A 17,751-nucleotide genomic window follows, 5' to 3' on the forward strand; every position below is an offset into this window, starting at 1 on the left:
GCCGTGGTCGCCGTCGTGCAGCGCGTCCGCGAGTCCTTCTGGGCCGTTCCGACGCTGCTGTGCGTGGCGGCCGCGGTGCTCGCCCTCGTCCTCGTCGAGGTCGACCGGGCGCTCCTCGGCGTGCAGGTCCTCGAGGGCGTGGACGTCCTCTACCGGGTCGGGGCCGACGGCAGCCGCAGCCTGCTGTCGGCCATCGCGGGCTCGGTGCTGGCTGCCGCGTCCACCACGTTCTCCATCACCATCGCGGTCCTCGCGCTCACGTCGTCGGCGTTCGGTCCGCGGCTCGTGCGCAACTTCATGGCCGACCGCGTCAACCAGGCGGCGCTCGGGACCTTCCTCGCGACGTTCCTCTACTCGCTGCTGGTGCTGCGAGCCATCCGGACCATCTCCGGGACGGAGACGGACGAGGCGTTCGTCCCCCACATCGCCGTCAACGTCGCCATGCTCCTCGCGATCGTCAGCATCGCGACGCTCGTGTGGTTCATCCACCACATCAGCGACAGCATCCAGGTGTGGACGCTCGCGCGCCGCGTGCGCGGCGAGCTGCGCCGCACGATCGACGACCTCTACCCCGATCGGCGTGGCACGGGCGAGGAGCGGGCCGAACCGGAGCTCGCCGACCCCGGCCCCGTCACCCTGCGGGTGCGCAGCGACGACGCGGGGTACGTCCTCACCGTCGCCCTCGACGACCTCGTGCACCACGCGGAGGAGCACGACGTGCTCGTGCGGCTGCGGGTCCGGCCGGGCGACTTCGTCGTCGAGGGGCAGGAGCTCGCCCACGTCCACGGCACCGTCCGCGACGCCGAGGACCTCGTCGGCTGCGTGCGCCCTGCGGTGGTGCTCGCGCCGTCCCGCAACCCGGCGCAGGACGTCGGCTTCGCCGTCCAGCTGCTCCTCGACATGCTCGCCCGGGCGCTGTCGCCGGGCACGAACGACCCCTACACGGCCCGGACGGCGCTCGACGACCTCAGCGACGGCCTGGCCGCGATGGCCCGGCGCTCGCGGCCACCCGAGCGCCACACCGACGACGACGGGACGGTGCGTGTCGTCGCGCCGACGATCCGGCTGCCGGAGCTCCTGGAGACCGTCGTCGACACCGTCCGGGCCTACGGGCTGCCGCACCCGGACGTCGTCGTGCGGACCGTCAGGCTGATCGGTCAGGTCGCCGACGACGCCGACCGGGCCGACCTTCCGGCGCTCGGCGCCCAGCTCGACGTGCTCCTCGACCACCACGCCCGCACGCAGCCCTACCCCCGCGACCGGGAGCGCGTGCTCGCTGCGGCGGAGGAGGCCCGTGCGTCCCTGCCGGCGACGCCCGCCCTCTGAGGAGCGGGGCGAGACCGGCTCAGGCGACCCCGCGCGGGCGCAGCTGCACGCTGATGCGCGGGCCCACCGGCCGCGCGGTCTTCGGCACGCAGTGGTCCCACGTGCGCTGGCACGACCCGCCCATGACGAGGAGGTCGCCGTGCCCGAGGGGGAACCGCAGCGTGGGTCCGCCGCCGTCGACGGGGCGCAGGGCGAGCGCCCGCGGCTCCCCGACGGAGAGGATCCCGACGAGCACGTCCTCGTGCCGGCTGCGACCGATGCGGTCACCGTGCCATGCGACCCCGTCTCGGCCGTCGCGGTACCAGCACAGTCCGGCGCTCGCGACGCGCTGCGGGGCCGGGAGCCCGTAGTGCGCGTCGAGCGCCTCCCGGGCCGCCGTGAGGGCGGGGTGCGGCCACGGCTCCTCGGGGCCGTACCAGGCGAGCAGGCGGGGGACGGTGACCACGCGGTCGTACATGCGGCGCTCCTCGGCGCGCCACGGCACGGTGCCGACGAGGTGCGCCATGACTCCGGCCGAACCCCGCAGCCAGCCGCGCCGGACGTCGAGCCACGCCCCGTGCGCGAGGTCGACGCGCTCGAGCCCGTCGGCGAGCGCACCGAGGGACCACCCCTCGGTGGTGTCCGGCCCCTCGGCGGCGTCGAGGAGCGACGGCTGGAAGGCGGTCCGCACGACCGATAGCGTACAGGTGTTCGAGCGGTCAGAGGAGGTCGGGGAGCCCGACCGGTGCCTGCAGGCAGCCGTGCGTGGCGCCGACGGCGGCGAGTCCCTCGAGGTCGCCCGCGGCGAAGCCGTCCGGCGTGCCGGCGTGCAACCGGGGGTGCATGAGCTGCGTGGGGTCCTCGGTGTGCCCGAGCCCGACCGCGTGTCCCAGCTCGTGGAGGAGCGTGTTCCGCCGTGACGTCCCCGGCCCCGCCGCGGGCTTGCCCTCGACGAGGAGCTGCGGGGCGTCGAGCACGACGTAGCCGCGGACGATGACGTGCCCGAGCCGGCCCGGGTCCGCCGGGTCGTAGACCAGGCCGTCGCGCGTCCGGGACGTCAGGAGGCCACGGGCCCCGGCCTGGGCCGCGATGCCGCCCTCGAGGTCGGCGCTCGTCTGCTCCGGCTCGACCCACGCGACGACGACGTCGGCGGACTGCTCGAGCGGGTCGGCGGGCTCGGTGAGGGGGACCTCCGCCGTCAGCCCGCGGTAGGTGAGTCGCAGGCCCGTGGTCGCGGCGACCTCCTCGACCGCGGCGTGGGTCTCGCCGAGCACCTGCGCGCGCAGGCGCACGGGCACCGCGGTGAGGTTGACGCGGTACGTGATGGTGCTGCACGGGTCCCACCGCAGGTACGTGCCGCTGCCGTCGGGCAGCACGCCGTCGTACAGGGAGAACCGGGACGAGCCGGGGACGGCCCGGGGCGGGCTCGCCGCGGCCGGGGCGAGCCGCGTCGCCTCGTCGACGCCGGGGTCGCGGGGAGCGTGCGGCGCCACCAGCGCGAGCAGCACGAGGGCCGCCACGACGAGGTGGCGTCGCGCGTGCCGGCGTCGGCCCATGAGTCCATCATCGGTCGAGCGGGCGGCCGCCTGGACCTGTTGGAGCGAGTCGGTACGCCGTGTCGAAGGGTCGTCACCCCCCGGAGCGGGGGACCCGCACCATGCCCTCCTGGGTGGTGGTGACGACGAGCCGCCCCTGCCGGTCGTGCATGTGGCCCTGGACGAGGCCGCGCGCGTTCGACGCCGACGGGCTGGCGTGGGTGTACAGCAGCCACTCGTCGGCGCGCGCCGGACGGTGGAACCACATCGCGTGGTCGAGGCTGGCGATCTTCAGACCGGGCGTCGACCACGCGACGCCGTGGCGGCGCAGCACCGCCTCCAGCAGGGAGTAGTCGCTGGCGAAGGCGATGACGGCCGCGTGGACGAGGGGCTCGTCCGGGAGCGCGGCCGGGGTGCGCCACCACACCGCGCTGTCGCTGCGGCGGGCGCTCGCCGGCCGCAGGAAGATCGGCTCGTCGACGTTGCGGATGTCGACGGGCCGCTCGTGCGACCAGTAGTGGGCGGTCGGGTGGTCGATCCCGGCGAGCACGTCCGCGGTCGTCGGGAGCGACTCCGGGTCGGGGGCGTCCGGCATCGGGGCCGCGTGGTCGAGGCCCTCGTCGGCGGTCTGGAACGACGCGATCATGGACAGGATCGGTCGACCGTGCTGCAGGGCGTGCGTGCGCCGGGCGCTGAACGAGCGGCCGTCCCGCAGGCGCTCGACCGCGAACTCGATCGGCACCGACGGGTCGCCGGCGCGGAGGAAGTACGCGTGGAGGCTGTGGGGGTGCCGCTCGGGGTCGACGGTGCGGCCCGCCGCCATGAGCGACTGCCCGAGGACCTGCCCGCCGAAGACGCGCCCCGAGGGGTGGTGGACGTTCTGGCCGACGAAGCGGTCGGCGTCGTCGGTGGCCTCCAGCCTCAGGTCGCTGACGAGACGGTCGCGCAGGGACTCGGGGGTCGGGCGCTCGCTCACCCCCGGAACCTACCGCCGACCCCGGCCGCGCCCTCGATCACCGCCGAGTGGGACGTCCGCACGGCGAGTGGGACGTCCGCACGCCGAGTGGGACGTCCGCACGGCGAGTGGGACGTCCGCACGCCGAGTGGGACGTTCGCACGGCGAGTGGGACGACTTCGGGCGTCCGGCGCACCGGAACGTCCCAGTCGCGGGCCCGTCCCGCAGACGAAACCGGGCACCGGCCGACCCTCAGGACCGCTGCGGTCCCGGTCGGGGCGGTGCCTGCGCCGCCCCGCCGGGACCGGCGGTGCCGCCCTCCTGCGGCCCCTCGCCCGCGTCGGGCTCGGGGTCGTCGCTGTGGCGGTACATCTCGGGGTCGTCGTGGTCGGTGCGCTCGGGGGCGTCGGGGTCCGGCATGCCGGCGCAGTACCCGCCGGCGGCCCCGCTCACACCGTGGTCAGGTGCGGGGGTCCTCCGTCACGTGCATCGCGGCCTCCTCGGCACTCGCCGCGCCCGCGTCGATGCCGACGTCCTCGGCGACGAGGTCCTTCTCGGTGTCCTCGCGGACGCCCTCGTCGGGCTCGACGAGCCGTCCGGCGCGCAGGTCGCCCACCTCGCTGTCGTCGTCCTCGGTCATCGCGAGGTCCTCGCTCGACACGTCCTCGCCGGTCGCGTCCGTGAGGGGCTGGTCCGTCGGGAGCACGGCGTCCCCGGGCCGCTCCTCGAAGACCTCCGGCTCCTCCGCCTCCAGGCGCGCCTCGAGGCTGCCGCCCTCGTGCTGCTCCTCGGCCGTGGTGCCGTGCGCGGTCGCCGCGACGGGGCGGTCGTTCGGCACGTAGCTGCGGTCGAGGTTGTCGTCCTCGCCGTCCTCGCCGAACGCGAGGTCCTGGTCCATGTCGACCTCGTCGAGGTCCATGCCTGCGGTCGCCTCGGCGTCGATCCGGTCGACGCCCTCCTGCTCGCTCATGCGTCTCCCCTCGGGTTGAGGCTGTCGGGGTCGGAGTCGGGGTCCTCGGTCTGGGACCCGGAGGCCCGGTCGCCGTCACGCGGGTGCAGCATCTCCGGGTCGGCGTCCGGGTCGTCGTCGGGGTCGTACCCGCCGGTCTCGTCGCCGGGACCCTCCATGTCCTCGGGGTCGCCCGTGGCACCCGTCGGGTACTCGGTGTTCTCGCTCATGGTGAGTGCGGTACCCGGACGCGCTCCGCGCCATGCCTGGGCCGCGTGCGAGGATCCCGGGCGTGCCCGTCGTCACCGTGCCCGTCGCGATGCGCTGGTCCGACATGGACGCCTACGGCCACGTCAACAACACCGACTTCATGCGCTACACCGAGCAGGCGCGCATCGAGGCGCTCGCGCTCGTCAAGTCCGGCCCGGACACGGGGACGCTCGTCGTGCGCCACGAGGTGGAGTACCGGGTGCCGCTGGAGTACCACCGCGACGGCGTCCTCGTCGACATCTGGGTGACGCGGATCGGCGGCGCCGGCTTCGACCTCGCCTACGAGGTCGCGACCACGCACGCCGGTGAGCGCGTCGTCCACGCCGTCTCGGCCTCGACGATGGTGATGTACTCCTTCTCACGAGCGACACCGCGTCGCATCGAGCCGGCGGAGCGCGAGCTGCTCGAGAGCCTGTCGGGCCCGCCGGTGCAGTTCCGCCGGCCCTCGCGCTGAGCCGTCAGGCGGGCGGCACGCGGACGACGAGGACGGCGGTGTCGTCGCTCTGCCGCTGCGCGAAGGCGAGGACCGCCTCCTCGACGCAGCGGGCCGTGTCGGCCGCGGGCCCGTCGCAGCCGCGCAGCACCTCGACGAGCCGCTGCTCCCCGAACTGCTCGCCCTCGTGCCGGGCCTCGGTGACGCCGTCGGTGTAGAGCAGGACGCTGTCGCCCGGGTGCAGGACGGTCGCGGCGTCGCTCAGCATCGGCTGCTCGAAGACGCCCAGCACCATCCCCGGCTCGCCGAGCGGCTCCACGGTCCCGTCGGCGCGGCGGCACAGCGCCGGCGGGTGCCCGCCGAGCGACACCGTGAGCCGGCACGCGCCGTCCTCGAGCCGGAGTGCGAGGTAGGCGGCGGTCACGAAGCGCTCGGAGTCCGGGTGCTGCCGACGCAGCGCCTCGTCGAGCAGCCGGAGCACGGACGACGGTGAGGTCCGTGTGACGGCCGCGGCGCGGATCGTGTACCGGGCCAGCGCCGTGACGGTGGCGGCCTCCACGCCCTTGCCACAGACGTCGCCGACGGTGAGCGCCCAGCCGTGCTCGCCGGTCTGGAAGACGTCGTAGAAGTCGCCGACGACGTCGACGACCTCCGAGCCGGGCAGGTAGCGGGCGGCGATCTCCGCCCCGGGCACGTCCGGCAGCACGGGCGGCAGGAGGCTGTCCTGCAGCGTGCGGGCGAGGCGGCGGAACCGCTCGCCCGCCTCGATCGCCTCCTGTGCTGCCCGCCGCTCGACGGTGACGTCGCGGAAGTACCACGCCCACCCGATGGAGGTGCCGTCCGGTGCACGCAGCGGGGTCCCGTAGCGGTCGAGCACGCGCCCGTCGACGAGCTGGAGCTCGTCGCGCGCGGGCGTCGAGCCGTCGGCGTACAGCTCCTCGACGCGGCGGAGGAACGCGTCCGGGTCCACGACGCTGCGCTGCGCCCACGCGAGCGCCGCCTGGTCGTCGCCCGATGCGGCGATGTCCGCCGGGATGCGCCAGATGTCGAGGAACTGGTGGTTCATCGCGATCATCCGGCCCTGGGTCGAGACGACGACCATGCCGTCGAGGCCGGACTCGACGGCGGCGCGCAGGAGCGCGGCGTCGTCACCGGCGTCGCGCGCGGCGGGTGGAACGGACACGGCCCTCCTCGCCTCGCACTCGCACGGGATCGTACGGGCGGGGCGGGGAGGGCCGCGCGTCGGACGGTCGGCGTCAGCCGATCGGGTGACGCCCCTCGAGGGCTCAGCCGGTCGTCACGGCGTCCGCAGCCACACCGTGGTGTCGGACGGGACCCGGCCGTCGGCGTCGAGCGGGCCGCTCGTCAGCAGCACCTCGGCACCCGCCGGCAGCTCCTGCGGCTCACCGTCGAAGGTGACGAGCACGGTGACGTCGCCGTTGCGCAGGCCGAGCGACCCGTCGCCGCAGCGCTCGTCGAGCCAGCGGAGGCTGCCGCGCCCGAGGCCGTGCTCGCGACGCAGCCGCAGCGCGGCCCGGTACGTCTCGAGCGTCGACCCGTCGACACCCTCCTGCCGGTCGCGGGCGAGCTCCGCCCACACCGGTGGCTGCGGCAGCCACGACGCGTCACCCGGTCCGAAGCCGTACGACGGGGCGTCGGCCTCCCACGGGATGGGGACGCGGCAGCCGTCGCGGCCGACCTGCTCCCCGCTCGTGCGGTGCCATGCCGGGTCCTGCCGGACGTCGTCGGGCAGCGTCGTGTGCTCCGGCAGGCCCAGCTCCTCGCCCTGCCACAGGTACGCGGAACCGGGCAGCGACAGCATGAGGAGCGTGGCGGCGCGGGCGCGGCGCAGGCCGAGCTCGGCGTCGGGCTGCTCGTCGCGCGGGCCGATGCCGCCGAGACCCCGCGTGGCCGGCGGGAAACCGAGCCGCGACGCGTGGCGGACGACGTCGTGGTTGCTCAGGACCCACGTCGTGGGGGCGCCGACGGCCTCGGAGCCGGCGAGGGAGGTCGTGATGACCTCCTGCTGCTCCTTCGGCAGCCACGGCGCGACGCAGTGGTCGAAGTTGAACGCCTGGTGCAGCTCGTCGGGGCGCGTGTACCGGGCGAGGCGCTCGTACGGGGTGACCCACGCCTCGGCGACGAGCATGCGGTCGCCGTCGTAGGAGTCGGTGACGGCGCGCCAGCGCCGGTAGATGGCGTGGACGCCCTCCTGGTCCCACATCGGGGGACGGCGGTCGTCGGTGATCTCGGCCGTGCCCTGCATGGGCCGGTCGTCCGCCGACCAGTCCGGCAGGCCGGGTGCCTTCACCATCGCGTGGGCGACGTCGATGCGGAAGCCGTCGACGCCCCGGTCGAGCCAGAACCTCAGGGTGTCCTCGAACTCGTCGTGGACCTCGGGGTTGTCCCAGTTGAGGTCCGGCTGCGTGGAGTCGAAGAGGTGGAGGTACCACTGGCCCGGGGAGCCGTCGGCCTCCGTCACGCGCGTCCACGCCCGGCCGCCGAACACCGACGCCCAGTTGTTCGGGGGCAGCTCGCCGGCCTCACCGCGCCCGTCGCGGAAGTGGAAGCGCGCTCGCTCCGGCGAGCCCGGCGCCGCGGCGAGCGCGGCGCGGAACCACGCGTGCTCCGAGCTCGTGTGGTTGGGGACGACGTCGACGACGACCCGGAGACCGAGGTCGTGCGCCGTGGCGATCATGGTGTCGGCGTCGGCGAGGGTGCCGAAGATGGGCTCGACGTCGCGGTAGTCGGAGACGTCGTAGCCCGCGTCGTTCTGCGGGGAGGGGTAGAAGGGGGACAGCCACACCGCGTCGACGCCGAGCTCGGCGAGCTTCGGCAGGCGGGACGTGATGCCCGGCAGGTCACCGATGCCGTCGCCGTCGCCGTCGGCGAACGAGCGCGGGTAGACCTGGTAGATGACGGCGTCGCGCCACCACGGGGCGGACTCGAGGGACGAGGAGGTCACGTGTCACAAGGGTGGCACAGCCGCGGTGCCCGTCCCGTCACTCGAAGGTGTTGACGAGGGAGTGCGCAGCCCGCTCGAGGTAGTCCCACAGGACGGCCTCGTGCACGGGCGCGAGGTCGAGGGAGTCGACGGCGCGGCGCATGTGGAGCAGCCAGCGGTCGCGCGCGTCCGGGTCGACGCGGAACGGCGCGTGCCGCATGCGCAGGCGCGGGTGACCGCGCTCCTCGCTGTAGGTGGTCGGCCCGCCCCAGTACTGCTCGAGGAACATGCGCAGCCGCTGGGCGGCGGCCCCGTGGGGGCCGAGGTCCTCCTCCGGGTACATCGGCGCGAGGACCGGGTCCTCGCCGACCCCGGCGTAGAAGGCGGCGACGAGCCGGTCGAACGTGTCGGTGCCGCCGACGGCTGCCCAGAAGGAGTCGGGACGGCGCAGGTCGGGGACGTCGTGCGGCCGGCTCACCGGGGCTCCTGCCCGTCCGCCCGGTGGTCGTCGGCGCGGTCCAGCGCCGCGTCCTCCGCGGCGGCGTCGTCGTCGATCCGGTCGCGGAGCCGTCGCCGCTGCCCCGTGGTCGCCTGCGCCTCACCGGCGTCGCGGGACGCGCGGCGCTCCATGATCGCGAGCGTGACGGCATCGCGCTGTCGGCGCAGCACGACGAATGACAGGAGCATCGAGATGACGAGGGCGAGGACGAGGGACAGCAGCCCCCCGACGCCGACGAGGCGCAGGGCGAGGAACGCGACGAGGAACATGCCGAGCCGCAGCGCGGAGTAGACGGCGACGGGACGCATCCCCCCAGGGTAGGCGTCACGCTGGCCGGTCCCGTCCGGGGGAGACTGTCGGGATGGACGCGCGACAGGGCGACCCGAGCGGTCGGGCCGGGGCCGTGCTCGCCGTCCACGCGGCCGCGGAGGCGCCGGCGAGCGGCTTCGCGAAGCAGTCGCGCGACGAGCTCCTCCTCGTCGCCGACCACGGCGCCGCGGACGACCGGCACGCCGGCCGGGACCTGCGGGAGGTCCACCTCGTCGACGTCGCCCGGTACCGGCTGCTGCGCGCCGCGGGGCACGACGTGGGTCCGGGGTACCTCGGCGAGAACGTCACGACCGACGGCGTCGACCTCCTCGCCCTGCCCGCCGGCACGGTGCTGGCTGTCGGGGGGCGGGCGCGGCTGCGCCTCACCGGGATGCGGTTCCCGCGCCACGAGGACCCGGCGACGGACCGCGTCGGCGTCGACCTCGACCCCGCCGGTGTGCCCGTCGGGCGGGTGGGGGTGTTCGCCGTCGTGCTGGCGGGCGGCCGCGTCCGGGCGGGTGACGCCGTTCGGGTGCTGCACGTCGGGGACGACCCGCTGCACCCCCTGTGACCTGCCCGGAGGTGCCGTACCGACCTACCCTGGTCCTGTGCTCCGCCTCCTGGTCGTGCTCGCGGTCGTCGCGCTGCACGTCTACGCGTTCATCGACTGCATGCGCACCTCGCCCGCGCACGTGCGGGGGCTGCCCTTCGCGGCGTGGGTGCTCGTCGTCCTCGTCGTGCCGGTCGTCGGGCCGCTGCTGTGGCTGTGGTCGGGTCGGCCCGAGGCCTTCGACCCGGTGGGCCGGCGCCGCTGACGGGACCGCTGCTGCGGCCGCCGGCGCTCAGGTGAGGGCGAGTCCCGACCCGAGGCCGAGCCCGAGGAGCAGCAGGTACCGGCCGGTGCCGCCGAGCGGGGCGACGAGGTCCCGCCCGGTGTCACCGCGCAGCACGGCGCGCGCGGGCGGCAGCGCCGCCGGGACGGCCAGCAGCGCGAGGAGCGCCCCCCACCCGCTCGTCGTCGCCGCGAGCAGCACCGCGGGCACGGGCACGGCGAGCAGCCCGACGAACAGCCGCCGGGTGCGGGCGTCGCCGAGGGCGACCGCGAGCGTGCGCTTGCCGGCGACGGTGTCGGTCGGGATGTCCCGCAGGTTGTTGACGACCAGCAGCGCGGCGGCGACGGCGCCGAGCGCGACCGCCGCGGCCACGCCGCCCGCGTCGAGGGCGAGGGCCTGCGTCCACGTCGTGCCGAGGACCGCGACGAGGCCGAAGAACACGAACACCACGACCTCGCCGAGACCGGCGTAGCCGTACGGCCTCGGGCCGCCGGTGTACGTCCAGGCCGCGACGACGCACAGCGCGCCGACGAGCAGCAGCCACCACGTGCCGCTGAGGGCGACGAGCACGAGACCGGCGAGAGCGGCGACGGCGAAGGCGAGGACGGTCGCCGTGAGCACCGCACGCGGCGACGCCAGCCCCTGCCCGACGAGCCGGACCGGGCCCACCCGGTCCCGGTCCGTGCCGCGGACGCCGTCGGAGTAGTCGTTGGCGTAGTTGACGCCGACCTGCAGCGCGAGGGCGACGACGAGGGCGAGCACGGCGCGCCCGGGCGCGACGGCGCCGAGCCCGACGGCCGCGCCGGTCCCCGCGGCGACGGGCGCGACGGCGGCCGGGAGGGTGCGCGGGCGTGAGCCGGCCACCCACTGGGCGGGGGTCGTCACGGGGGAGGGGGTCAGCGCCGCCCGCCGGGCGCGGGCCCGCCGGGGTCACCCGCGTCGCCGTCGCGGCGGTCGCCGGGCTCCTCCGGTGGGTCCTGCGCCCCGCGGTCGAGCCCCCGGAGGAAGTCGGGGTCGTCGTCCGGGCCGAGGACCCGTGGCGCGGGCCGGCCGAGACGGCCCGTGCCCGGCAGGCGGCTGCGGCGCGGGCGCCCGGCGATGAGCCACGCGACGCCGCCGGCGAGGGGGAACAGGAGGACCAGCAGCACCCACACGAGCTTCGGGAGGCCCCGGACGTCGGAGTCGTCGGACCGCACGACGTCGACGAGGCAGTAGACCGTGAAGGCGAGCACGAGCGCCGGGATGATGAGGGCTCTCACGGGTGCTCGTCCTCCTGCTCCGGGGGTGCGTGGTCCTGGCGACCATGGTCTCCCATGCCGGCGTCCGGCGTCGTCCGGGGTGCCGCGCCGGCGGCCGCGAGCAGCCGGACGGCAGCCGCGCGGTCCGGTTTGCCCACGCCCGCGACGGGCAGGGCGTCGACGAGGACGACGCGGTGCGGGGTGGCCGCGCGACCGACGCGGTCCCGCACGGCGGTGACGGCGCGGGGCATGACCTCGCGCGTCGCACCGTCGTCGTCGGGGACGAGCACGAGCCCGACGACCGTGCCCCACGAGTCGTCCGGCAGGCCGACCGCGAGGGCGTCGGTCACACCCGGGACCGTCCGGGCCGCCGCGGCGACCGCGTCGAGCGCGACGTTGGTGCCGCCGCACACGACGACGTCGTCGAGGCGTCCGAGCACCCGGAGGCGACCGCCCTCGACGACGGCACGGTCGGTGGTCCGGAAGCAGCGGGGACCGCCCGGGACCACGTCGTCGCCGAACCCGCCGCCGGCCGCGTCGGGGGCGCCGTGGTCGCCCCCGGGGGCCGCGGGGTCGCGGCGGTAGCCGCGGGCGACCACCGGGCCGCTCACGACGACCCGGCCGAGCGGCGGCTCCACGTCGACCCGCACCCCCGGCAGGGCCGTGCCGTCGTACACGCAGCCCCCGCACGTCTCCGTCATGCCGTAGGTCTCGACGACGCCGACCCCGAGGGCCTCGGCCCGCTCGCGGGTGCCGGCGTCGAGCGCGGCACCGCCCACGAGGACCGCGTCGAAGGAGACGAGCGCCGCGCGCGCCTCGCGACCGGCGCGCCCGGGTGCGACGAGCAGGCGTCGCAGCTGCGTGGGCACGAGGGACGTGTAGCGGCGCTGGCGCCCGCCGAGGGTCTCGGCGGCGGCCGCGAACCGGGCGGGGTCGAAGCCGTCGGTGAGGTCGAGCGCGACCGGGGTGGTGCCGGCGACGAGGGACCGGACGAGCACCATGACGCCCGCGACCGTGTGTGCGGGCACCGCGAGCAGCCACCGGCCGGAGCCGCCGAGGTGGTCGTGCGTGGCCGCCGCGGACGCGAGCAGCGCCGACGCGGGCAGGAGCACGGCACGGGGGGCGCCCGTGGACCCCGTCGTGGTGACGAGGGCGGCGGTGGGGTCGCGGGGGTCGTCCTCGTCGGCCGCGAGCGGCTCGATGAGCCACGGGGGGACGGGCGCGGTCCCGGCCCGGGGGAGCACCGCGGGCCCTGCCCCGCACAGGGCGTCGCGCAGGGGGTCGAGGAGGGGACGGCCGTCCGCTCCCGTCACGGGGACGGTGAGGACCGCCCGGCCGCTCACGAGCGGGTCAGACCCGGGCGGTGGACAGCGGGCAGACGGCGCACGCGCTCGACCCGGCGTGGTCGCACGCGCCCGTGCACGCCGCTCCGTCCGGGTGCGCGGCCGCGTGGCTCGTGCCGTGGCTCGTCGCGTCGCCCGTGGCCTGCGCAGCGGCGCTGGCGGGCGAGACGTCGGCCGTCGACGTGCCGGGCACGACGGTCACGGCCTGGCCGGCGGCCGCGTCGGTGCCGTGGTCGTGGCCGCACGCGCACCCCTCGGCGCGGTGTGCCGTGACGAGGGTCCGGCCGAGGCCGAGGGCCGCGACCGACGCGTGGAGGGCCGCCGCGGCGAGCGGGCTGCCCGTGAGGAGCACGACGAGACCGAGCCCGAAACCGAGGACCGTCGCGAGCACGAAGGCCGTGCCGCGGGTGCCGGGTCGCGCCCGGACCGCCTGCAGGGCTCCCGTCGCGCCCGCGGTGAGCAGGACGGCGACGGTGACGGGGGAGCCCGCGGCCTCGAGCAGCCCGAGGAGGAAGCCGCGCAGGACGACCTCGGTGCCGACGGCCGTCGCGACCGTCGCCGTCAGCGCCCGCCGGTCGCCGGGGAGCGGTCCGCGACGCGCGGTCCACGCGACGGCGAGCCCGAGCAGGAGAACCGCCACGGCCGTGAGGAGCCAGCCGGGCACGGGTGGGGCGACCGCGATGGCGCTCCACCACAGGTCGACCCCGACGAGCCCCGCGGCGACGGTCGCGACGACGACGAGGCCGAGCTGGCCGAGGACGGTGAGGCGCTGTGCGCCGGCGACGGCGGCGTTCCGGGCGACCAGCGGACGCCGGTCGCGGACGAGCCGGGTCGCCATGGTCGCCTCCCACGCCGTCCACGCCACGACGGCGAGGGCGACCGCGACAGCGGCGAGCACGAGGTCCACGCACCCAGGGTAGGAACCTCCGCCCGTACCGGACGACACGGGAGGCATCGGGTGGATAACGGTTCGTCAGCGGTTCGGTAACGGTGGGTGCCGGCGCAGGGTCGGACCGGTGATCACGACGGGGCCGAGCGCTCCTCGAGCCAGCGGGGGAGCCACTCGGGGTACACGGTGTCCTCCGTCGAGGCGAGCTCCCGCGCGGTCCACCAGCGCCAGCCGAGCAGCGCCCGGGTCTCGACGTCGGTGTGGGCGCCGGGCTCGACGGCGACGTCCGCGGCGTCGAGGCGCGACACGTAGAACAGCTCGTGCTGGCGGTACTCGACGCCGTCGTACGTGAACTCCGCGGAGCGCTCGGCGACCGGGCCGTGCAGCTCGACGCCGGTGAGGCCCGTCTCCTCCCACAGCTCCCGCGCGGCGGCCTGCAGGTGGCTCTCGCCCGGGTCGAGGCCGCCGCCCGGGGTGAACCACCACGACCTCGTCGCCGGGCGGGCCGGGTCGCAGCCGTGGAGCAGGAGGAGGCGGCCGCGGCCGTCGAGCAGGAGGACGCGGGCGGAGCGGCGGTCGATCGGGGCCCCGGTCACGGCGCCGTCAGTAGTACCAGGGGAACGCCGACCAGTCGGGGGTCCGCTTGTCGAGGAACGCGTCGCGGCCCTCGACCGCCTCGTCCGTCATGTACGCCAGGCGGGTCGCCTCGCCGGCGAACACCTGCTGGCCCATGAGGCCGTCGTCGGTGAGGTTGAACGCGAACTTCAGCATGCGCTGCGCGGTGGGGGACTTGCCGTTGACCTCCGCGGCGACCTGCAGCGCGTCGCGCTCGAGGTCGGCGTGGTCGGCGACGACGTTGACCGCGCCCATCCGCTGCATGGTCTCGGCGTCGTAGGTGCGACCGAGGAAGAAGATCTCGCGGGCGTTCTTCTGCCCGACCATCTTCGCGAGGTACGCGCTGCCGTACCCGGCGTCGAAGCTGCCGACGTCGGCGTCGGTCTGCTTGAAGCGGGCGTGCTCGCGGCTGGCGACCGTGAGGTCGCACACGACGTGGAGGGAGTGCCCGCCGCCGGCGGCCCAGCCGCTCACGACGGCGACGACGACCTTCGGCATCGTCCGGATGAGCCGCTGGACCTCGAGGACGTGCAGTCGCCCGCCCTCGGCCCGGGTGCGCTTCTCGTCCACCGTGTCGGCGGTCTCGCCCTCGGCGTACTGGTAGCCGGTGCGGCCGCGGATCCGCTGGTCGCCGCCGGAGCAGAACGCCCAGCCGCCGTCCTTCGGGCTCGGGCCGTTGCCGGTGAGCAGGACGCAGCCGACGTCGGGCGTGCGGCGCGCGTGGTCGAGGACGGCGTACAGCTCGTCGACCGTGTGGGGCCGGAAGGCGTTGCGGACCTCGGGCCGGTCGAACGCGACCCGGACGGTGCCGCCGGCCGGGCCGTCGAGGACGCAGCGGTGGTACGTGACGTCGGTGAGACGCTCCCGGCCGAGCTCGGTCGGGTCCACCTCCCGCCAGGCCGACGGGTCGAACGTGTCGGAGACGTGGGGGAGCGCGGGCACGGCGCGAGCGTACGGGCGAGGATGACCGCCGTGCCGTCCGACGTCCCCGACCTGCCCCCGCCCGCGGACGTGCACGTCGTGGCGCTGCCGCTGCGCACGCGGTTCCGGGGGTTGACGGTCCGGGAGACGCTCCTCGTGCGGGGCCCGTCCGCGTGGGGGGAATTCGCCGCCTTCGCCGAGTACCCGGACGACGAGGCCGTGCGGTGGCTCGCAGCCTGCTACGAGGCGGCGTACGGGTCGTGGCCCGCCGCTCGTGTTCCCGCGGTGCCCGTCAACGCGACCGTCCCGGCCGTGCCCGCCGACGACGTCCCGTCGGTGCTCGCCCGCTTCCCCGGCTGCACGACCGCGAAGGTGAAGGTGGCGGAGCGGGGGCAGTCGCTCGCCGACGACCTCGCCCGGGTCGCCGCGGTGCGCGAGGCGCTCGGCCCCGGCGGCGCGATCCGCGTCGACGCGAACGCGGGCTGGGACGAGGCGCAGGCGGTGGACGCGCTGCGCGCCCTCGCCGGGGCTGGGCTCGAGTACGCCGAGCAGCCCGTCGCGGGCGTCGACGGTCTCGCGCGGCTGCGGGTGGCGCTCGCCCGGGCGGGGGTGGACGTGCCGGTCGCGGCCGACGAGGTCGTGCGTCGGGCCTCGGACCCGCTGGCCGTGGCGCGAGCGGGCGCCGCGGACGTCGTCGTCGTGAAGGCGGCCCCGCTCGGCGGGGTCGCGGCGCTGGTGGCGCTGGCGACCGAGCTGCGCGAGTCGTACGGGGTGCTCGTCACCGTGTCGTCGGCGCTGGAGTCGTCGGTCGGGCTCGCGGCGGGTGTCGCGGCAGCGGCCGTGCTCGACGCCGGGCGGGCCGAGGGACTGGCGACGGCCGCCCTGCTGGCCGGCGACGTGACCGCGTCGCCGCTCCTGCCGTCCGGCGGGCGCGTGCCCGTGCGCCGCGTGGCTCCGGACCCGGCGCTGCTCGGGCGCTGGGAGGCGCCGCCGGAGCGGCAGGCGTGGTGGCGGGAGCGGTTGACCCGGGTGCACGGGCTGCTCGCGGCGCGGGGAGGATCGGCGGCGTGAACCCGTCGACCGCCGCGGCCCGCGCGATCGTCCAGGGCCTCGTCGACGCCGGTGTCGAGCACGTCGTGCTGTGCCCGGGGTCGCGCTCGGCGCCGCTGGCGTACGCGCTCGCCGCCGCCGACGACGCCGGGCTGCTGCGCGTGCACGTGCGGATCGACGAGCGCTCCGCCGGGTTCACGGCGCTCGGCATCGGCAAGGCCGGCGGCATCGCCGCGGTCGTGACGACGTCCGGCACGGCCGTGGCGAACCTGCTGCCGGCGGTGTGGGAGGCGCACCACTCGCAGGTGGCGTTGCTCCTGCTCACCGCTGACCGGCCGCGCCGCCTACGCGGCACGTGGGCGAACCAGACGACGCCGCTCCAGGCGGCGGCGTTCGCCGAGGCCGCGCTCGAGGTGCTCGACGTCGAGGCCGCGGAGGGCGTGGACCTGCGTGCCGAGGTCGTCCGGCTCGTGCGGGTCGCGCGGGCCGACGACGGCGGTGCGGGTGGGCCGGTGCACGTGAACGCCGGGTTCGACGACCCGCTCGTGCCGGACGACCTCGCGTGGTCGCCCGGCGCAGCCGCCGTGGCGGACCCCCCCGCTGCCCGAGCGGTCGCACCGGTCGTCCTCGACGACGAGCCGACGCTCGTCGTCGCCGGGGACGGGGCAGGGCGGCTGGCGCCGCTGCTGGACGCCGAGGGGGCACCCTGGTGCGTCGAGGCGTCGGCGGGGCTCGGGTCCCGGCTCCCTGCCGTGCCGTCCGGTCGTCTGCTGGTCGACGTGGCGGGGCTGGGAGCGGACGTCCGTCGCGTCGTCGTCGTCGGGCGCCCGACCCTCACGCGACCGGTGAGCCGTCTGGTGCAGCGCGAGGACGTCGAGGTCGTACTCGTCGGGCGTGGGGCGCTCCCCGGCCCGGGTCGTGGCGTCCGGCGGGTCGAGGCGGCCTCCGTGCCGACGGACCTCCCCTGGCGCGACCGCTGGCGACGAGCCGGCGCGGCCGCACTCGGCGCCGTGCACGCCACCCTCGACCGCTCGTCCGCGTTCGCGGGTCTGCACGTCGCGCGGTGCGTCGCCTCGGCCCGCTCCGCCTGGGCGGGTGACGAGCCGGAGCTGTTCGTAGGCGCCAGCAGCATCGTGAGGGATCTCGACCTCGTCCTCGACCACGGGATCCGGCGGCCCCCGGTGCTGGCCTCCCGCGGTCTCGCCGGCATCGACGGGAGCCTGTCCACCGCCGGCGGCATCGCGCTCGGGGGCGGCGCGCCCGTCCGGGCGCTCGTCGGCGACCTCACGTTCCTCCACGACACCAACGGCCTGCTCGTCGGGCACACCGAGGAGCGCCCGCCCGTGCAGGTGGTCGTCGCCAACGACGACGGCGGCAGCATCTTCGGCCTGCTCGAGCACGGCGAGGAGCGGTTCGCCGGTGTCCACGAGCGCTTCTTCGCCACGCCGCACGGCGTCGACCTCGCCTCGCTGTGCCGGGCGCACGGCGTCCCGCACCGGCTCGTCACGACCGAGGCGGAGCTCGCCGACGCGCTGGGCAGCTGGGACGGCGGGGCGATGGAGGTCGTCGAGGCCCGGACCGACCGGTCCGGCTCCCGTGCCCTGCAGGCCGAGGTCGCGGCCGCGGCACGGGAAGCGGCGCTCGCCACGCTCCGGTAGGTCGC

Annotated in this window: 22 protein-coding genes; 6 read left to right on the forward strand and 16 right to left on the reverse strand. The window is 76.2% G+C overall.

Going from position 1 to position 17,751, the window contains the following annotated elements:
• The first annotated feature begins 3 nt into the window (after window positions 1–3).
• Window positions 4–1,326, forward strand: coding sequence for a DUF2254 domain-containing protein (locus tag WAB14_RS03730; protein ID WP_340267558.1), 1,323 nt, complete (start codon window positions 4–6; stop codon window positions 1,324–1,326).
• 19 nt (window positions 1,327–1,345) lie between these two features.
• Here the strand turns inward: WAB14_RS03730 and WAB14_RS03735 are convergent, their stop codons facing one another.
• From WAB14_RS03735 to WAB14_RS03760, 6 genes are all read right to left on the reverse strand, one after another.
• Window positions 1,346–1,996 carry an alpha-ketoglutarate-dependent dioxygenase AlkB gene (locus tag WAB14_RS03735; RefSeq protein WP_340267560.1) on the reverse strand — a complete coding sequence of 217 codons (651 nt, stop codon included), beginning with the start codon at window positions 1,994–1,996 and terminating at the stop codon, window positions 1,346–1,348.
• A gap of 28 nt (window positions 1,997–2,024) precedes the next feature.
• A complete protein-coding gene (locus tag WAB14_RS03740) occupies window positions 2,025–2,861 on the reverse strand; it encodes a matrixin family metalloprotease (protein WP_340267562.1) in 837 nt (278 codons plus the stop codon).
• Between the two features lie 73 nt (window positions 2,862–2,934).
• On the reverse strand, window positions 2,935–3,816 hold the full coding sequence (locus WAB14_RS03745; protein ID WP_377002453.1) for an acyl-CoA thioesterase: 882 nt from the start codon (window positions 3,814–3,816) through the stop codon (window positions 2,935–2,937).
• 231 nt (window positions 3,817–4,047) lie between these two features.
• Window positions 4,048–4,248 (reverse strand): hypothetical protein, encoded by a 201-nt coding sequence (locus tag WAB14_RS03750; protein WP_340267564.1) that lies wholly within the window; start codon window positions 4,246–4,248, stop codon window positions 4,048–4,050.
• A gap of 7 nt (window positions 4,249–4,255) precedes the next feature.
• Window positions 4,256–4,765 carry a DUF5709 domain-containing protein gene (locus WAB14_RS03755; RefSeq protein WP_340267566.1) on the reverse strand — a complete coding sequence of 170 codons (510 nt, stop codon included), beginning with the start codon at window positions 4,763–4,765 and terminating at the stop codon, window positions 4,256–4,258.
• A complete protein-coding gene (locus WAB14_RS03760; RefSeq protein ID WP_340267568.1) occupies window positions 4,762–4,974 on the reverse strand; it encodes a hypothetical protein in 213 nt (70 codons plus the stop codon). Before WAB14_RS03760 ends, WAB14_RS03755 begins: the two co-directional genes overlap by 4 nt.
• Before the next feature lie 62 nt (window positions 4,975–5,036).
• Here WAB14_RS03760 and WAB14_RS03765 point away from each other — a divergent pair, with 62 nt between their 5' ends.
• Window positions 5,037–5,468, forward strand: a complete 432-nt coding sequence (locus WAB14_RS03765; RefSeq protein WP_340267570.1) for an acyl-CoA thioesterase — start codon at window positions 5,037–5,039, stop codon at window positions 5,466–5,468.
• A 4-nt stretch (window positions 5,469–5,472) separates the two neighbouring features.
• Here the strand turns inward: WAB14_RS03765 and WAB14_RS03770 are convergent, their stop codons facing one another.
• The 4 genes from WAB14_RS03770 to WAB14_RS03785 all read right to left on the reverse strand — a co-directional run bounded on the left by WAB14_RS03770 (window position 5,473) and on the right by WAB14_RS03785 (window position 9,198).
• The gene (locus WAB14_RS03770; RefSeq protein WP_340267572.1) at window positions 5,473–6,630 is read right to left on the reverse strand and encodes a PP2C family protein-serine/threonine phosphatase; all 1,158 of its coding nucleotides are present in this window, start codon (window positions 6,628–6,630) and stop codon (window positions 5,473–5,475) included.
• A 114-nt stretch (window positions 6,631–6,744) separates the two neighbouring features.
• Entirely contained in the window at window positions 6,745–8,412 is a 1,668-nt protein-coding gene (locus tag WAB14_RS03775; RefSeq protein WP_340267574.1) for a glycoside hydrolase family 13 protein, read from the reverse strand.
• A gap of 37 nt (window positions 8,413–8,449) precedes the next feature.
• On the reverse strand, window positions 8,450–8,869 hold the full coding sequence (locus WAB14_RS03780; protein ID WP_340267576.1) for a globin: 420 nt from the start codon (window positions 8,867–8,869) through the stop codon (window positions 8,450–8,452).
• Window positions 8,866–9,198 carry a DUF4229 domain-containing protein gene (locus WAB14_RS03785; RefSeq protein WP_340267578.1) on the reverse strand — a complete coding sequence of 111 codons (333 nt, stop codon included), beginning with the start codon at window positions 9,196–9,198 and terminating at the stop codon, window positions 8,866–8,868. Before WAB14_RS03785 ends, WAB14_RS03780 begins: the two co-directional genes overlap by 4 nt.
• Before the next feature lie 53 nt (window positions 9,199–9,251).
• Here WAB14_RS03785 and WAB14_RS03790 point away from each other — a divergent pair, with 53 nt between their 5' ends.
• On the forward strand, window positions 9,252–9,770 hold the full coding sequence (locus tag WAB14_RS03790) for an MOSC domain-containing protein (protein WP_340267580.1): 519 nt from the start codon (window positions 9,252–9,254) through the stop codon (window positions 9,768–9,770).
• Between the two features lie 37 nt (window positions 9,771–9,807).
• Window positions 9,808–10,014, forward strand: a complete 207-nt coding sequence (locus WAB14_RS03795; RefSeq protein ID WP_340267582.1) for a PLDc N-terminal domain-containing protein — start codon at window positions 9,808–9,810, stop codon at window positions 10,012–10,014.
• 27 nt (window positions 10,015–10,041) lie between these two features.
• Here the strand turns inward: WAB14_RS03795 and WAB14_RS03800 are convergent, their stop codons facing one another.
• From WAB14_RS03800 to WAB14_RS03825, 6 genes are all read right to left on the reverse strand, one after another.
• Window positions 10,042–10,917 (reverse strand): 1,4-dihydroxy-2-naphthoate polyprenyltransferase, encoded by an 876-nt coding sequence (locus WAB14_RS03800; protein WP_340267584.1) that lies wholly within the window; start codon window positions 10,915–10,917, stop codon window positions 10,042–10,044.
• 11 nt (window positions 10,918–10,928) lie between these two features.
• Window positions 10,929–11,291, reverse strand: coding sequence for a PLDc N-terminal domain-containing protein (locus WAB14_RS03805; protein WP_340267586.1), 363 nt, complete (start codon window positions 11,289–11,291; stop codon window positions 10,929–10,931).
• Complete coding sequence (locus tag WAB14_RS03810) at window positions 11,288–12,613, reverse strand: AMP-binding protein (RefSeq protein WP_340267588.1); 1,326 nt, start codon at window positions 12,611–12,613, stop codon at window positions 11,288–11,290. Before WAB14_RS03810 ends, WAB14_RS03805 begins: the two co-directional genes overlap by 4 nt.
• Before the next feature lie 7 nt (window positions 12,614–12,620).
• A complete protein-coding gene (locus WAB14_RS03815; protein ID WP_340267590.1) occupies window positions 12,621–13,520 on the reverse strand; it encodes a CPBP family glutamic-type intramembrane protease in 900 nt (299 codons plus the stop codon).
• A 113-nt stretch (window positions 13,521–13,633) separates the two neighbouring features.
• Window positions 13,634–14,098 carry an NUDIX hydrolase gene (locus tag WAB14_RS03820; RefSeq protein ID WP_340267592.1) on the reverse strand — a complete coding sequence of 155 codons (465 nt, stop codon included), beginning with the start codon at window positions 14,096–14,098 and terminating at the stop codon, window positions 13,634–13,636.
• Window positions 14,099–14,105: 7 nt separating this feature from the next.
• Window positions 14,106–15,059, reverse strand: coding sequence for a 1,4-dihydroxy-2-naphthoyl-CoA synthase (locus WAB14_RS03825; RefSeq protein ID WP_340267594.1), 954 nt, complete (start codon window positions 15,057–15,059; stop codon window positions 14,106–14,108).
• A 21-nt stretch (window positions 15,060–15,080) separates the two neighbouring features.
• Here WAB14_RS03825 and WAB14_RS03830 point away from each other — a divergent pair, with 21 nt between their 5' ends.
• Window positions 15,081–16,109 carry an o-succinylbenzoate synthase gene (locus WAB14_RS03830; protein WP_340267596.1) on the forward strand — a complete coding sequence of 343 codons (1,029 nt, stop codon included), beginning with the start codon at window positions 15,081–15,083 and terminating at the stop codon, window positions 16,107–16,109.
• Window positions 16,106–17,746 (forward strand): 2-succinyl-5-enolpyruvyl-6-hydroxy-3-cyclohexene-1-carboxylic-acid synthase, encoded by a 1,641-nt coding sequence (gene menD / locus WAB14_RS03835; protein WP_340267598.1) that lies wholly within the window; start codon window positions 16,106–16,108, stop codon window positions 17,744–17,746. Before WAB14_RS03830 ends, menD begins: the two co-directional genes overlap by 4 nt.
• Window positions 17,747–17,751 lie beyond the last annotated feature (5 nt).

The sequence above is a fragment of the Aquipuribacter nitratireducens genome, assembly GCF_037860835.1.
Taxonomy (GTDB): domain Bacteria; phylum Actinomycetota; class Actinomycetes; order Actinomycetales; family JBBAYJ01; genus Aquipuribacter; species Aquipuribacter nitratireducens.